Genomic DNA, 15,022 nt, shown 5'->3' with positions numbered 1-15,022 from the left:
CTTTTAAGGAGGTCATTATTATGCCTAATTACGTTAAAGCGGATCAGTTTTTCTATCCATTTGGCATTCGTCGCGGTGGGTACTTAGAACTTGTTGATGGCAAATTTGGGAAACATGTGGATCAAATTCCTGAAGGAGCAGAGGTTCTTGACTATACTGGTTATAGCATTGCACCAGGTCTTGTGGATACTCATATTCATGGATATGCAGGTGTAGATGTGATGGACAACAACATTGAAGGTACATTGCATACTATGAGTGAAGGACTTCTTAGTACCGGTGTTACCAGTTTCTTGCCCACAACTTTAACAGCCACTTATGAGCAATTGCTTGCAGTCACTGAAAATCTTGGAAACCATTATAAAGAAGCTACAGGTGCTAAGATTCGTGGAATTTATTATGAAGGTCCATATTTCACAGAAACTTTTAAGGGGGCACAAAATCCAACTTATATGAGAGACCCGGGTGTTGAGGAGTTTCATTCTTGGCAGGATGCTGCAAAAGGGATGCTAAATAAAATCGCTATTGCACCAGAACGTGATGGGGTGGAAGATTTTGTACGTACTATTACAGGTGAAGGTGTGACAGTTGCACTTGGACACTCAGATGCGACATTTGAACAAGCTAAGAAGGCAGTTGATGCTGGAGCTAGTGTATGGGTACATGCCTATAATGGGATGCGTGGTTTAACACACCGCGAACTAGGTATGGTAGGAGCTATGTATGAGCTCCCACATACTTACGCAGAATTGATCTGTGATGGTTATCACGTAGATCCAAAAGCTTGTGAGATTTTACTTAAGCAAAAGGGGACAGAAAACATCGCTCTTATTACGGACTGTATGACAGCTGGTGGGCTTGAAGACGGTGACTATATGTTGGGAGAATTCCCTGTTGTAGTAGCAAATGGAACTGCACGTCTCAAATCTACTGGTAATTTGGCAGGTTCTATTCTCAAACTTAAAGATGGTATGAGAAATGTTGTCGAATGGGGAATTGCGAATCCGCATGAAGCGGTCATGATGGCCAGCCTTAACCCAGCTAAATCTGTTAATATTGACGATGTCTGTGGACAAATTCGTGAAGGTTATGATGCTGACTTTATCGTACTAGATAAAGATTTGGAATTGGTAGCAACCTATCTAGATGGCGTGAAACGTTATCAAGCATAAGAGAGAAAGCAGGAGTTAGATACTAGCTTCTGCTTTTTTATGCAGGGTACTTTACTGGTAAATAAAAAAGTTAAGAAAATCACAAAAAGACTTGAATAAGCAAATGAAAAGGCTTACAATTATATTATAAATAGTACAAATAAAAAAACGGAGGAAAGCTTTATGAAAGCCTATACTTATGTTAAACCAGGACTTGCTTCTTTTGTTGATGTAGACAAACCAGTTATTCGCAAGCCAACAGACGCTATTGTGCGTATCGTAAAAACTACTATTTGTGGAACAGACCTCCATATTATCAAAGGGGATGTTCCTGCTTGCCAAAGTGGTACCATTCTTGGTCACGAAGGGATTGGGATTGTTGAAGAAGTTGGAGAAGGAGTTTCGAATTTCAAAAAAGGCGACAAGGTCTTGATTTCTTGTGTCTGTGCCTGTGGTAAATGCTACTACTGTAAAAAAGGAATTTATGCCCACTGTGAAGACGAAGGGGGTTGGATTTTCGGTCACTTGATTGATGGTATGCAGGCCGAATATTTACGTGTCCCTCATGCAGATAACACTCTTTACCACACTCCAGAAGACTTGTCAGATGAAGCCTTGGTTATGCTATCAGACATTCTGCCTACTGGATATGAAATTGGTGTCTTGAAAGGGAAAGTAGAACCTGGTTGTAGCGTAGCCATTATTGGTTCAGGTCCAGTTGGATTGGCTGCTCTTTTGACAGCTCAGTTCTATTCACCGGCTAAATTGATTATGGTGGACTTAGACGATAACCGTTTGGAAACTGCTTTATCATTCGGTGCGACTCATAAGGTTAATTCCTCAGACCCTGAAAAAGCCATTAAAGAAATTTATGATTTGACAGATGGCCGTGGTGTAGATGTCGCTATCGAAGCTGTTGGTATTCCTGCAACATTTGATTTCTGTCAAAAGATTATCGGTGTAGACGGAACAGTTGCCAACTGTGGTGTACATGGTAAACCAGTTGAATTCGATTTGGACAAACTTTGGATTCGCAACATCAATGTAACAACTGGTTTGGTATCTACAAATACCACTCCGCAATTGTTGAAAGCACTTGAAAGTCATAAGATTGAACCAGAAAAATTGGTAACTCATTATTTCAAACTAAGTGAAATTGAAAAAGCCTATGAAGTCTTCGGTAAGGCAGCAGACCACCATGCCATTAAGGTCATTATCGAAAATGATATCTCAGAAGCTTAAGAAGTAAAAAGTTTTATCATATAAGTAAATAGAAATTCAGTCATCATCAGATGGCTGGATTTTTATCAAAAAAGTCAAGAAATGAGCATATTTCTTTCCTTGTTTGGCGGAATTGGTTATAATATACGGTACAAAGGAATGAATGAATATGTATCGTGTTATAGAAATGTACGGAGATTTTGAACCTTGGTGGTTTATAGAAGGTTGGGAAGAAGATATTGTAGCTAGTAAGAAATTTGATCAGTATTATGACGCTCTCAAATACTACAAGACTTGCTGGTTTAGATTGGAACAAGAATCCCCTCTTTATAAAAGTAGAAGTGACTTAATGACTATTTTTTGGGATCCAGAAGACCAACGCTGGTGTGATGAATGTGATGAGTATTTACAACAATACCATTCTTTAGCTCTTTTGCAGGATGAGCAGGTTATCCCAGATGAAAAATTACGTCCAGGCTATGAAAAACAAACAGGTAAGGAAAGGCACCGTTCTTGCCGTATGAAATTAAGATAGAGAAAAAGTAACTTTTTTGGAGTTGCTTTTTTTTATTTTCCCAAATCTTTGCGAATAGTATAGGTGAGGAGGTAAGTATGGTTCAAGAAATTGCACAAGAAATCATTCGTTCGGCTCGGAAAAAAGGGGCGCAAGACATTTATTTTGTCCCCAAGTTAGACGCCTATGAGCTTCATATGAGGGTCGGAGACGAGCGCTGTAAAATCGGTTCTTATGATTTTGAAAAGTTTGTGGCCGTCATCAGTCACTTTAAGTTTGTGGCGGGTATGAATGTTGGAGAAAAGCGACGTAGTCAACTTGGTTCCTGTGATTATGAATATGACCAGAAGATGGCGTCCCTACGTTTATCTACTGTAGGCGATTATCGAGGGCATGAGAGTTTAGTTATTCGCTTGTTGCATGATGAGGAGCAGGATTTGCATTTTTGGTTTCAGGATATTGGAGAACTGGGTAAGCAGTACAGGCAACGTGGTCTCTATCTCTTTGCTGGCCCAGTCGGCAGTGGCAAGACAACCTTAATGCATGAATTAGCTAAGTCCCTTTTTAAGGGGCAACAGGTTATGTCCATCGAAGATCCTGTCGAAATCAAGCAGGACGACATGCTCCAATTACAGTTGAATGAGGCGATTGGGCTGACCTATGAAAATCTAATCAAACTTTCTTTGCGTCATCGACCAGACCTCTTGATTATCGGAGAAATTCGTGACAGCGAGACGGCGCGTGCAGTGGTCAGAGCTAGTTTGACAGGTGCGACAGTCTTTTCAACCATTCATGCCAAGAGTATCCGAGGTGTTTATGAGCGCCTGCTGGAGTTGGGTGTGAGTGAGGAGGAATTGGCAGTCGTTCTGCAAGGAGTCTGCTATCAAAGATTAATCGGGGGAGGAGGAATCGTTGACTTTGCAAACAAAGACTATCAAGAACACCAGTCAACTAGCTGGAATGAACAGATTGACCAGCTTCTTAAAGATGGACATATCACAAGTCTTCAGGCTGAAACGGAAAAAATTAGCTACAGCTAAGCAAAAAAATATCATCACCTTATTTAATAATCTCTTTTCCAGCGGTTTTCATCTGGTGGATACCATCTCCTTTTTAGATAGGAGTGCATTATTGGACAAGCAGTGTGTGACCCAGATGCGCACGGGCTTGTCTCAGGGGAAATCATTCTCAGAAATGATGGAAAGTTTGGGATTTTCAAGTGCCATTGTCACTCAGTTATCCCTAGCGGAAGTCCATGGAAATCTTCACCTGAGTTTAGGAAAGATAGAAGAGTATCTAGACAATCTGGCCAAGGTCAAGAAAAAATTAATTGAAGTAGCGACCTATCCTTTGATTTTGCTGGGTTTTCTTATCTTAATTATGCTGGGACTGCGTAATTACCTACTACCACAATTGGATAGTAGCAATATTGCTACTCAAATTATCGGCAATCTGCCACAAATTTTTCTAGGCATGGTAGGGTTTATTTCCATACTTGCCCTTTTATCACTAACTTTTTATAAAAGAAGTTCTAAGATGCGCGTCTTTTCTATCTTAGCACGCATTCCTTTTCTTGGAATCTTTGTGCAGACCTATTTGACAGCCTATTATGCGCGTGAATGGGGGAATATGATTTCGCAGGGAATGGAGCTGACGCAGATTTTTCAAATCATGCAGGAACAAGGTTCCCAGCTCTTTAAAGAAATCGGTCAAGATCTGGCTCAAGCCCTGCAAAATGGTCGAGAATTTTCTCAGACGATAGGAACCTATCCTTTCTTTAAGAAGGAGTTGAGTCTCATCATCGAGTATGGGGAAGTCAAGTCCAAGCTGGGTAGTGAGTTGGAAATCTATGCTGAAAAAACTTGGGAGGCCTTTTTTACCCGAGTCAACCGCACCATGAATTTGGTGCAGCCGCTAGTTTTTATCTTTGTGGCTCTGATTATCGTTTTACTTTATGCGGCAATGCTCATGCCCATGTATCAAAATATGGAGGTAAATTTTTAAAATGAAAAAAATGATGACATTCTTGAAAAAAGCGAAAGTGAAGGCTTTCACGCTTGTGGAGATGTTGGTGGTCTTGCTCATCATCAGCGTGCTTCTCTTGCTCTTTGTACCTAATCTGACCAAGCAAAAAGAAGCAGTCAACGACAAAGGAAAAGCTGCTGTTGTTAAGGTGGTGGAAAGCCAGGCAGAGCTTTATAGCTTGGATAAAAATGAAGATGCTAGCCTAAGCAAGTTACAAGCAGATGGGCGAATCACAGAAGAACAGGCTAAAGCTTATAAAGAATACCATGCTAAACAAAATACTAGTCAAACCGTTAAAGATTAAAGCCTTTACCATGCTGGAAAGTCTCTTGGTTTTGGGACTTGTGAGTATCCTTGCCTTGAGCTTGTCCGGCTCTGTCCAGTCCACTTTTGCGGCGGTAGGGGAGCAGATTTTCTTTATGGAGTTTGAAGAACTCTATCGGGAAACTCAAAAACGCAGTGTAGCTAGTCAGCAAAAGACAAGTTTGAGCATAGACGGAAAGACCATTAGCAATGGCAGTCAAAAGCTGACAGTTCCTAAAGGAATTCAGGCACCATCGGGACAAAGTATCACATTTGACCGAGCTGGGGGCAATTCGTCCCTGACAAAGGTTGAATTTCAGACCAGTAAAGGAGCGATTCGTTATCAATTATATCTAGGAAATGGAAAAATTAAACGCATTAAGGAAACAAAAAATTAGGGCAGTGATTTTACTGGAAGCAGTAGTTGCTCTAGCTATCTTTGCCAGCATTGCGACCCTCCTTTTGGGACAAATTCAAAAAAATAGGCGAGAAGAAGCAAAGATCTTGCAAAAGGAAGAAGGCTTGAGAGTAGCTAAGATGGCTCTGCAGACAGGTCAAAATCAGGTAAACATAAACGGAGTTGAGATTCAGGTGTTTTCTAGTGAAAAGGGATTGGAGGTCTACCATGGTTCAGAACAGTTGTTGGCTATCAAAGAGCCATAAAATCAAGGCTTTTACCCTGTTAGAATCCCTGATTGCCCTCATTGTCATCAGTGGAAGCTTACTTCTCTTTCAAGCCATGAGTCAGCTCCTCGTTTCAGAAGTTCGCTACCAGCAGCAAAGCGAGCAAAAAGAGTGGCTCTTGTTTGTGGACCAGCTGGAGGCAGAATTAGACCGTTCGCAATTCGAAAAAGTGGAGGGCAATCGCCTCTATATGAAGCAGGATGGCAAGGAAATTGCGATAGGTAAGTCAAAATCGGATGATTTTCGAAAAACTGATGCCAGTGGACGAGGATATCAGCCTATGATTTATGGACTCAAATCTGCGCAGATTACAGAGGACAATCAGTTGGTGCGTTTTCATTTCCAGTTCCAAAAAGGCTTAGAAAGGGAGTTCATCTATCGTGTGGAAAAAGAAAAAAGTTAAGGCAGGTGTTCTCATCTATGCAGTCACTATGGCAGCCATCTTTAGTCTTTTGTTACAATTTTACTTGAACCGACAAGTCGCCCACTATCAAAACTACGCTTTAAATAAAGAAAAGCTGGTCGCTTTTGCCATGGCTAAACGAACCAAAGATAAGGTTGAGCAAGAAAGTGGGGAACAGGCCTTTAATCTGGGTCAGGTGAGCTATCAAAATAAGAAAACAAGCTTGGTGACGACGGTTCGTACGCCTAAGAGTCAATATGAGTTTCTGTTTCCTTCAGTCAAAATCAAAGAAGAGAAAACAGATAAAAAGGAAGAGGTAGTGACTGATTCAAGTAATCAAGCAGAGAAGAAAAAATTAGAAGAGAAGGTTGAAAAGAAAGAGAATTCCTAGCCAATCAAGCTACTTTGTGTTAAACTAAAAGCATGAAACATGATTTTAACCACAAAGCAGAAACTTTCGATTCCCCTAAAAATATTTTCCTTGCAAACTTGGTATATCAAGCAGTCGAGAAACAGCTTGATGCTCCATCAGACAAAGAAATTTTGGATTTCGGTGGAGGGACGGGTCTGTTAACCTTGCCCCTAGCCAAGCAGGTCAAGTCTGTAACATTGGTGGATATTTCGGAGAAAATGCTGGAGCAAGCTCGTTTGAAAGCGGAGCAGCAAGACATCAAGAATATCCAGTTTTTGGAGCAAGATTTACTGGCAAATCCCTTGGAGCAAGAGTTTGATCTCGTTGTTGTTTGTCGTGTTCTTCATCATATGCCTGATTTGGATGCGGCTCTCTCACTGTTTCATCAACATTTGAAGGAAGATGGACAACTCCTACTTGCTGATTTTACCAAGACAGAAGCTAACCATCATGGATTTGAATTGGTTGAACTGGAAAACAGGCTAGCCCAGTTTGGTTTTTCATCTGTGCATAGTCAGACCCTCTATAGCGCTGAAGACCTGTTTCAAGGAAATTACTCAGAACTCTTTTTAACAGTAGCCCAAAAATCACTCGCCTAGTCAGGGAGTGATTTTTCTATAAGGATGGAAAAAAGAAGGGAAATTTGGTAAGATAGGAATATGGATTTTGAAAAAATTGAACAAGCTTATACCTATTTACTAGAGAATGTCCAAGTCATTCAAAGTGATTTGGCGACCAACTTTTATGACGCCCTGGTGGAGCAAAACAGCATTTATCTGGATGGTGAAACTGAGCTAAATCAGGTAAAAGATAACAATCAAGCCCTTAAGCGTTTAGCACTACGCAAAGAAGAATGGCTCAAGACCTACCAGTTTCTCTTGATGAAGGCTGGGCAAACAGAACCCTTGCAGGCTAATCACCAGTTTACACCGGATGCTATTGCCTTACTTTTGGTGTTTATTGTGGAAGAGTTGTTTAAAGAGGAGGAAATTACTATCCTCGAAATGGGTTCTGGGATGGGAATTCTAGGCGCTACTTTCTTGACCTCGCTTGATAAAAAGGTGGATTACTTGGGAATGGAAGTGGATGATTTGTTGATTGATTTGGCAGCTAGCATGGCAGATGTAATTGGTTTGCAGGCTGGCTTTGTCCAAGGAGATGCCGTTCGTCCACAAATGCTCAAAGAAAGCGATGTGGTCATCAGCGACTTGCCTGTTGGCTATTATCCTGATGATGCCGTTGCGTCGCGCCATCAAGTTGCTTCTGGTCAAGAACATACTTACGCCCATCACTTGCTCATGGAACAAGGACTTAAGTACCTCAAGTCAGATGGATACGCTATTTTTCTCGCTCCGAGTGATTTGTTGACCAGTCCTCAAAGTGATTTGTTGAAAGGCTGGTTGAAAGAGGAGGCAAGTCTGACTGCCATGATTAGTCTGCCTGAAAATCTCTTTGCTAATGCTAAACAATCCAAGACTATTTTTATCTTACAGAAGAAAAGTGAAATAGCAGTGGAGCCTTTTATTTATCCACTTTCTAGCTTGCAAGATGCAAGTGTTTTAATGAAATTTAAAGAAAATTTTCAAAAATGGACTCAAGGTACTGAAATATAAAATAGATTTTGTTATAATAGATGAAAACGCTTAAAAAGGGGTATCATGTTATGACAAAAACAATTGCAATCAATGCGGGAAGTTCAAGTTTGAAATGGCAACTTTATCAAATGCCAGAGGAAAAAGTTCTTGCTAAAGGTTTAATTGAACGTATCGGCTTGAAAGATTCAATTTCAACTGTAAAATTTGATGGTCGTTCTGAACAACAAATTTTGGATATTGAAAATCATACACAAGCCGTTAAAATCTTATTGGATGACTTGATTCGTTTCGATATTATCAAGGCTTATGATGAGATTACAGGTGTTGGACACCGTGTTGTTGCAGGTGGAGAATATTTCAAAGAATCAACAGTCGTTGAGGGAGATGTTTTAGAAAAAGTTGAAGAGTTGAGCTTGTTGGCTCCTCTCCACAATCCAGCCAATGCGGCAGGTGTTCGTGCCTTCAAGGAATTGCTGCCAGACATTACCAGTGTAGTTGTTTTTGATACTTCATTCCACACAACTATGCCAGAGAAAGCTTATCGCTACCCTCTACCAACAAAATATTACACAGAAAACAAGGTGCGTAAATATGGTGCCCACGGTACAAGTCACCAGTTTGTAGCAGGAGAAGCAGCAAAACTCTTGGGTCGTCCATTAGAAGACTTGAAATTGATTACTTGCCACATCGGTAATGGTGCTTCTATTACAGCTGTTAAGGGTGGTCAATCTGTCGATACTTCAATGGGATTCACTCCACTTGGTGGTGTGATGATGGGAACTCGTACAGGGGATATTGACCCAGCTATCATTCCTTACTTAATGCAATATACAGAGGACTTTAACACGCCTGAAGACATTAGTCACGTTCTTAATCGTGAATCAGGACTGATGGGGGTTTCAGGTAAATCTAGTGATATGCGTGATGTGATTGCTGCTATGGAAGAAGGGGATCATGATGCCACTTTAGCCTATGAAATGTATGTTGATCGTATCCAAAAACATATCGGTCAATACCTTGCAGTCTTAAATGGAGCAGATGCTATTATCTTCACAGCAGGTATTGGTGAAAATGCTGCAAATGTACGTGAAGATGTTATTTCAGGTATCTCTTGGTTTGGCTGTGATGTTGATCCAGAAAAGAACGTCTTTGGCGTGACAGGAGACATCTCAACAGAGGCAGCGAAGATCCGTGTTTTGGTTATTCCAACTGATGAAGAATTGGTCATTGCCCGTGACGTTGAACGCTTGAAAAAATAAGTAAAACTAGAAAAAATATTTAGTACAAGGAGTTGGGAAAGAGATTTTTCCAGCTTCTTTTTCTGATGAAATTGTGCAAAACCTTGCTATGATTGGCTTTTTTGAAAAATATGGTATAATAGTAGTAATTTAATAGATGGAGTTGAGTTTTGAAGAAAAACTTTCGTGTAAAAAGAGAGAAAGATTTTAAGGCGATTTTCAAGGAGGGGACAAGTTTTGCCAATCGCAAATTTGTTGTCTACCAATTAGAAAATCAGAAAAACCATTTTCGAGTAGGTCTATCAGTTAGCAAAAAACTGGGGAATGCCGTCACTAGAAATCAAATCAAGCGACGAATTCGGCATATTATCCAGAATGCAAAAGGGAGTCTGGTAGAAGATGTCGACTTTGTTGTCATTGCTCGAAAAGGAGTCGAAACCTTGGGATACGCAGAGATGGAGAAAAATCTACTCCACGTATTAAAATTATCAAAGATTTACCAGGAAGGAAATGGGAGTGAAAAAGAAATTACAGTTGACTAGTTTGCTTGGACTGTCTCTATTCATCATGACAGCCTGTGCAACAAATGGGACAACTAGCGATATTACAGCCGAATCGGCTGATTTTTGGAGTAAATTTGTTTACTTCTTTGCGGAAATCATTCGCTTTTTATCGTTTGATATCAGTATCGGAGTGGGGATTATTCTCTTTACAGTCTTGATTCGTACACTGCTTTTGCCAGTCTTTCAAGTGCAAATGGTGGCTTCCAGAAAAATGCAGGAAGCTCAACCACGTATTAAGGCGCTTCGAGAACAATATCCAGGTCGAGATATGGAAAGCAGAACCAAGCTAGAGCAAGAAATGCGTAAAGTCTTTAAAGAAATGGGTGTCAGACAGTCAGATTCTCTTTGGCCGATTTTGATTCAGATGCCGGTTATCTTGGCCTTGTTCCAAGCTCTATCAAGAGTTGACTTTTTAAAGACAGGTCATTTCTTATGGATTAACCTTGGTGGTGTGGATACAACCCTTGTTCTTCCGATTTTAGCAGCTGTATTTACCTTTTTAAGTACTTGGTTATCCAATAAAGCCTTGTCTGAGCGTAATGGGGCTACGACTGCGATGATGTATGGTATTCCGGTCTTGATTTTTATCTTTGCAGTTTATGCACCAGGTGGAGTCGCCCTATACTGGACAGTGTCCAATGCTTATCAAGTCCTGCAAACCTATTTCTTGAACAATCCATTCAAGATTATTGCAGAGCGCGAGGCGGTAGTACAGGCACAGAAAGATTTGGAAAATAGAAAAAGAAAAGCCAAGAAAAAGGCTCAGAAAACGAAATAATAAGGAGGAATCTGGTAATGGTAGTATTTACAGGTTCAACTGTTGAAGAAGCAATCCAGAAAGGATTGAAAGAATTAGATATCCCAAGATTGAAGGCTCACATCAAAGTCATTTCTCGTGAAAAAAATGGCTTTCTTGGTTTATTTGGTAAAAAACCAGCTCAAGTTGATATTGAAGCTATTAGTGAAACAACGGTCATTAAAGCTAATCAGCAGGCTGTAAAGGGCGTTCCAAAGCAAATTAATGATTTGAATGAGCCTGTTAAAACAGTCAGTGAAGCAACGGTTGATTTGGGTCATGTTGTAGAAGCAATTAAAAAGATTGAAGAGGAAGGCCAAGGTATTTCTGATGAAGTCAAGGCTGAAATCTTAAAACATGAAAGACATGCCAGCACTATCTTGGAAGAAACTGGTCACATTGAGATTTTAAATGAATTACAACTTGAAGAAACTGCTCTCGAAGGAGAAGTAGAAACGCCTATTATTGAAAGCCCAACTGAGCAAACTGAAAGTCAAGAACTAGAAGACTTGGGCTTGAAAGTTGAACCGAGCTTTGATATTGAACAAGTAGCTACGGAAGTAACGACTTATGTTCAAACGATTGTGGATGACATGGATGTTGAGGCCACGCTTTCAAATGATTATAACCGTCGTAGCATCAATTTGCAAATTGATACTAACGAACCAGGTCGTATTATCGGCTACCATGGTAAAGTCTTGAAGGCCTTGCAACTGTTGGCTCAAAATTATCTTTACAACCGCTATTCAAGAACCTTCTACATTACAATCAATGTCAATGATTATGTCGAACACCGTGCAGAAGTCTTGCAGACCTATGCGCAAAAATTGGCGACTCGTGTTTTAGAAGAAGGGCGCAGTCATCAGACAGATCCAATGTCGAATAGCGAACGCAAGATTATTCATCGTATTATTTCACGTATGGATGGCGTGACGAGTTACTCTGAGGGTGATGAGCCAAATCGTTATGTCGTTGTAGATACAGAATAAGTAAAATCAGGGTTATCCTGATTTTTTGCTAGCTAGAGGAGATTAAACTAATGTTGAATAAGATAAGAGACTATCTAGACTTTGCAGGTTTGCAGTACCGTAATCCAGATAAAGCTGGGGAAGAACGAGAGAAAATGCTGGAATTCCGTCATAAAGGCCAAGAGGCTCGAAAGGCTTTTACAGAACTGACTAAAGCATTTCAAACCAGTCATCCAGAATGGCAACTCCAACAGACTAGCCAGTGGATGAATCAGGCCCAGCGTTTGAGACCACATTTTTGGGTTTATCTACAACGTGAGGGGAAAGTGACTGAACCTATGCTAGCCTTACGTTTGTACGGGAATCCTTCTGATTTTGGTATTTCCTTAGAAGTCAGTTTCATCGAGCGCAAGAAAGATGAGCAAACTCTAGGTAAGCAGGTCAAAGTTTTAGAAATTCCAACCGTTGAAGGGATTTATTATCTAGTCTACTCTGATGATCAAAGTCAACGGTGGGATGCGAACGAAGAAAATCGTCAAATTTTAAGAAATAAACTATCCAATCAGGAAGTCCGAAAAGTGTTAGTTAAAATAGATGTCCCTATAACAGAGAATTCATCTGAAGAAGAAATCGTAGAAGCCCTACTGAAATCTTATGATAAAATTCTTCCATTTTATCTAGCTACGAGAAACTAAGCTAATCATTAAAATATCATAAATCATACAGTCCAAGAGTGAACAGTCCGCTGTGTAATTCTTGGTCTTTTTGTTTACGCTTTCAAATTATATAATAAACCTACAAAAACAATTCAAAAGGAGAACAATTATGGAAGTCATTTCAAGTGTTCTAAATTGGTTTTCTAGCAATATTTTGCAGAATCCCGCATTTTTCGTAGGTTTATTGGTGTTGATAGGATACGCACTTTTGAAAAAACCTGCCCACGACGTTTTCTCAGGGTTTGTTAAAGCAACAGTAGGGTATATGTTGCTCAATGTGGGTGCAGGTGGTTTGGTTACAACCTTCCGTCCGATCTTAGCAGCCCTTAACTACAAATTCCAAATTGGTGCAGCGGTTATCGACCCTTACTTTGGACTTGCTGCAGCAAACAACAAAATTGCAGCAGAGTTTCCAGATTTTGTTGGAACTGCAACTACAGCTCTATTGATTGGTTTCGGAATAAATATCTTGCTCGTAGCTCTTCGCAAGATCACGAAGGTAAGAACCCTCTTTATTACTGGTCACATCATGGTACAACAAGCTGCAACAGTATCTCTTATGGTTCTATTCTTAGTACCACAATTGCGCAATGCTTACGGTACAGCAGCGATTGGTATCATCTGTGGACTTTACTGGGCAGTTAGTTCAAATATGACTGTTGAGGCAACTCAACGCTTGACTGGTGGTGGCGGATTTGCGATTGGTCACCAACAGCAATTTGCAATCTGGTTTGTAGATAAAGTAGCAGGACGCTTTGGTAAGAAAGAAGAAAGTTTAGACAATCTTAAATTACCTAAGTTCCTCTCAATCTTCCACGATACAGTTGTTGCATCTGCTACCTTGATGCTCGTATTCTTCGGAGCCATTCTTTTAATCTTGGGTCCAGACATTATGTCTAATAAAGAAGTCATCACTTCAGGAACTCTATTCAATCCTGCTAAACAAGATTTCTTTATGTACATTATTCAAACAGCCTTTACCTTCTCAGTTTACTTGTTCGTTTTGATGCAAGGTGTCCGCATGTTCGTATCTGAGTTGACAAACGCCTTCCAAGGTATTTCAAACAAATTGTTGCCAGGCTCATTCCCAGCGGTTGACGTTGCAGCTTCTTATGGATTTGGTTCTCCAAACGCTGTCTTGTCAGGATTTGCCTTTGGTTTGATTGGTCAATTGATCACAATTGTCTTGCTCATCGTCTTTAAAAATCCGATTCTTATTATTACAGGATTTGTACCAGTGTTCTTTGACAATGCAGCCATTGCGGTCTACGCTGATAAACGCGGCGGATGGAAAGCGGCTGTTATCCTATCCTTCATCTCAGGTGTTCTCCAAGTTGCTTTAGGAGCTCTCTGTGTAGCTCTTCTTGATTTAGCATCTTATGGTGGTTACCATGGAAATATCGACTTTGAATTCCCATGGCTTGGATTTGGATATATCTTCAAATACCTTGGTATTGTTGGTTATGTACTTGTGTGTCTCTTCTTGCTTGTTATTCCTCAACTTCAATTTGCCAAAGCAAAAGATAAAGAGAAATATTACAATGGTGAAGTTCAAGAAGAAGCTTAGTATCTAGAAAAGGAGAAATAAAATGGTTAAAGTATTAGCAGCGTGCGGAAATGGAATGGGTTCATCAATGGTTATCAAGATGAAGGTTGAAAATGCTCTCCGTAAGCTTAATCAAACAGATTTTACAGTCAATTCATGCAGTGTCGGTGAAGCTAAAGGTTTAGCAGCAGGATATGACATCGTAATCGCTTCTCTTCATTTGATCCAAGAATTGGAAGGGCGAACTAATGGGAAGTTAATTGGGCTTGACAACTTGATGGATGATAAAGAAATCACTGAAAAACTCAGTCAAGCACTACAGTAAAAGGTTGGAGGGGGCTGGATAGAAACTGAGAGTCATCGTTTCTGTCCTTCTCCCTCTTTAAATAAAGGAGGCAGATATGAATTTAAAACAAGCTTTAATTGACAATGACTCGATCCGACTAGGTTTAGAAGCTAAAGACTGGAAAGAAGCAGTCAAGGTAGCAGTAGATCCCTTGATTGAAAGTGGAGCAATTTTGCCAGAGTATTACGATGCTATTATCGAATCGACTGAAGAGTATGGCCCATACTATATCTTAATGCCAGGTATGGCTATGCCCCATGCTAGACCTGAAGCTGGAGTGCAAAGAGATGCCTTTTCATTGATCACCTTACAAAATCCTGTTGTATTTTCAGATGGGAAAGAAGTTTCAGTTTTGTTGGCACTAGCAGCAACAAGCTCAAAAATTCACACAAGTGTAGCCATTCCACAGATTATTGCCTTGTTTGAATTAGAAGATTCTATCGCACGTTTACAGGCTTGCCAGACTAAGGAAGATGTCTTGGCGATGATTGAAGAATCTAAGGATAGCCCTTATCTCGAGGGATTGGATTTGGAAAGTTAG

At 40.2% G+C, this 15,022-nt stretch carries 20 protein-coding genes; all 20 read left to right on the top strand.

Annotated features, from left to right (window positions below):
* The first annotated feature begins 20 nt into the window (after nucleotides 1-20).
* Nucleotides 21-1,172 (top strand): N-acetylglucosamine-6-phosphate deacetylase, encoded by a 1,152-nt coding sequence (gene nagA / locus ADJ60_RS07815; RefSeq protein ID WP_001134550.1) that lies wholly within the window; start codon nucleotides 21-23, stop codon nucleotides 1,170-1,172.
* Nucleotides 1,173-1,334: 162 nt separating this feature from the next.
* Nucleotides 1,335-2,393, top strand: coding sequence for a zinc-dependent alcohol dehydrogenase family protein (locus ADJ60_RS07810; RefSeq protein ID WP_016398446.1), 1,059 nt, complete (start codon nucleotides 1,335-1,337; stop codon nucleotides 2,391-2,393).
* A 148-nt stretch (nucleotides 2,394-2,541) separates the two neighbouring features.
* Entirely contained in the window at nucleotides 2,542-2,907 is a 366-nt protein-coding gene (locus ADJ60_RS07805; protein WP_049544496.1) for a DUF1033 family protein, read from the top strand.
* A gap of 77 nt (nucleotides 2,908-2,984) precedes the next feature.
* Entirely contained in the window at nucleotides 2,985-3,926 is a 942-nt protein-coding gene (gene comGA, locus ADJ60_RS07800) for a competence type IV pilus ATPase ComGA (RefSeq protein WP_049544494.1), read from the top strand.
* Entirely contained in the window at nucleotides 3,874-4,890 is a 1,017-nt protein-coding gene (gene comGB, locus ADJ60_RS07795; protein ID WP_080983369.1) for a competence type IV pilus assembly protein ComGB, read from the top strand. The genes comGA and comGB overlap by 53 nt, the downstream gene beginning before the upstream one ends.
* 1 nt (nucleotide 4,891) lies before the next feature.
* Nucleotides 4,892-5,215 carry a comG operon protein ComGC gene (gene comGC / locus ADJ60_RS07790; RefSeq protein ID WP_049544490.1) on the top strand — a complete coding sequence of 108 codons (324 nt, stop codon included), beginning with the start codon at nucleotides 4,892-4,894 and terminating at the stop codon, nucleotides 5,213-5,215.
* Nucleotides 5,178-5,612, top strand: a complete 435-nt coding sequence (gene comGD, locus ADJ60_RS07785; RefSeq protein WP_049544488.1) for a competence type IV pilus minor pilin ComGD — start codon at nucleotides 5,178-5,180, stop codon at nucleotides 5,610-5,612. The genes comGC and comGD overlap by 38 nt, the downstream gene beginning before the upstream one ends.
* Nucleotides 5,575-5,877 (top strand): competence type IV pilus minor pilin ComGE, encoded by a 303-nt coding sequence (gene comGE / locus ADJ60_RS07780; RefSeq protein ID WP_260468281.1) that lies wholly within the window; start codon nucleotides 5,575-5,577, stop codon nucleotides 5,875-5,877. Before comGD ends, comGE begins: the two co-directional genes overlap by 38 nt.
* A complete protein-coding gene (gene comGF / locus ADJ60_RS07775) occupies nucleotides 5,840-6,301 on the top strand; it encodes a competence type IV pilus minor pilin ComGF (RefSeq protein WP_049544485.1) in 462 nt (153 codons plus the stop codon). Before comGE ends, comGF begins: the two co-directional genes overlap by 38 nt.
* Complete coding sequence (comGG, locus tag ADJ60_RS07770) at nucleotides 6,279-6,692, top strand: competence type IV pilus minor pilin ComGG (protein ID WP_049544483.1); 414 nt, start codon at nucleotides 6,279-6,281, stop codon at nucleotides 6,690-6,692. The genes comGF and comGG overlap by 23 nt, the downstream gene beginning before the upstream one ends.
* Before the next feature lie 32 nt (nucleotides 6,693-6,724).
* Entirely contained in the window at nucleotides 6,725-7,312 is a 588-nt protein-coding gene (locus tag ADJ60_RS07765; RefSeq protein ID WP_049544481.1) for a class I SAM-dependent methyltransferase, read from the top strand.
* A gap of 60 nt (nucleotides 7,313-7,372) precedes the next feature.
* Nucleotides 7,373-8,326, top strand: a complete 954-nt coding sequence (locus ADJ60_RS07760) for a class I SAM-dependent methyltransferase (RefSeq protein ID WP_049544480.1) — start codon at nucleotides 7,373-7,375, stop codon at nucleotides 8,324-8,326.
* A 50-nt stretch (nucleotides 8,327-8,376) separates the two neighbouring features.
* The gene (locus ADJ60_RS07755; RefSeq protein ID WP_049544477.1) at nucleotides 8,377-9,567 is read left to right on the top strand and encodes an acetate kinase; all 1,191 of its coding nucleotides are present in this window, start codon (nucleotides 8,377-8,379) and stop codon (nucleotides 9,565-9,567) included.
* A 149-nt stretch (nucleotides 9,568-9,716) separates the two neighbouring features.
* Complete coding sequence (gene rnpA / locus ADJ60_RS07750) at nucleotides 9,717-10,088, top strand: ribonuclease P protein component (RefSeq protein ID WP_033679593.1); 372 nt, start codon at nucleotides 9,717-9,719, stop codon at nucleotides 10,086-10,088.
* Nucleotides 10,063-10,887, top strand: coding sequence for a membrane protein insertase YidC (locus tag ADJ60_RS07745; RefSeq protein WP_204374301.1), 825 nt, complete (start codon nucleotides 10,063-10,065; stop codon nucleotides 10,885-10,887). Before rnpA ends, ADJ60_RS07745 begins: the two co-directional genes overlap by 26 nt.
* Before the next feature lie 17 nt (nucleotides 10,888-10,904).
* Nucleotides 10,905-11,894: an RNA-binding cell elongation regulator Jag/EloR gene (gene jag / locus ADJ60_RS07740; RefSeq protein WP_049544473.1), complete on the top strand. Its 990-nt coding sequence runs from the start codon at nucleotides 10,905-10,907 to the stop codon at nucleotides 11,892-11,894.
* A gap of 50 nt (nucleotides 11,895-11,944) precedes the next feature.
* A complete protein-coding gene (locus ADJ60_RS07735; RefSeq protein ID WP_049544471.1) occupies nucleotides 11,945-12,568 on the top strand; it encodes a hypothetical protein in 624 nt (207 codons plus the stop codon).
* 130 nt (nucleotides 12,569-12,698) lie between these two features.
* Nucleotides 12,699-14,156 carry a PTS ascorbate transporter subunit IIC gene (locus ADJ60_RS07730; protein WP_049544470.1) on the top strand — a complete coding sequence of 486 codons (1,458 nt, stop codon included), beginning with the start codon at nucleotides 12,699-12,701 and terminating at the stop codon, nucleotides 14,154-14,156.
* 22 nt (nucleotides 14,157-14,178) lie between these two features.
* Entirely contained in the window at nucleotides 14,179-14,460 is a 282-nt protein-coding gene (locus ADJ60_RS07725) for a PTS sugar transporter subunit IIB (RefSeq protein WP_000241466.1), read from the top strand.
* A gap of 76 nt (nucleotides 14,461-14,536) precedes the next feature.
* A complete protein-coding gene (locus tag ADJ60_RS07720) occupies nucleotides 14,537-15,022 on the top strand; it encodes a PTS sugar transporter subunit IIA (protein WP_001049925.1) in 486 nt (161 codons plus the stop codon).

Origin of the sequence: Streptococcus pseudopneumoniae (assembly GCF_001076775.1) — a bacterium.
Taxonomy (GTDB): domain Bacteria; phylum Bacillota; class Bacilli; order Lactobacillales; family Streptococcaceae; genus Streptococcus; species Streptococcus pseudopneumoniae_G.
Note: the sequence above shows the minus strand (reverse complement) of the source record. Positions and strands in the feature narration are given on the sequence as shown.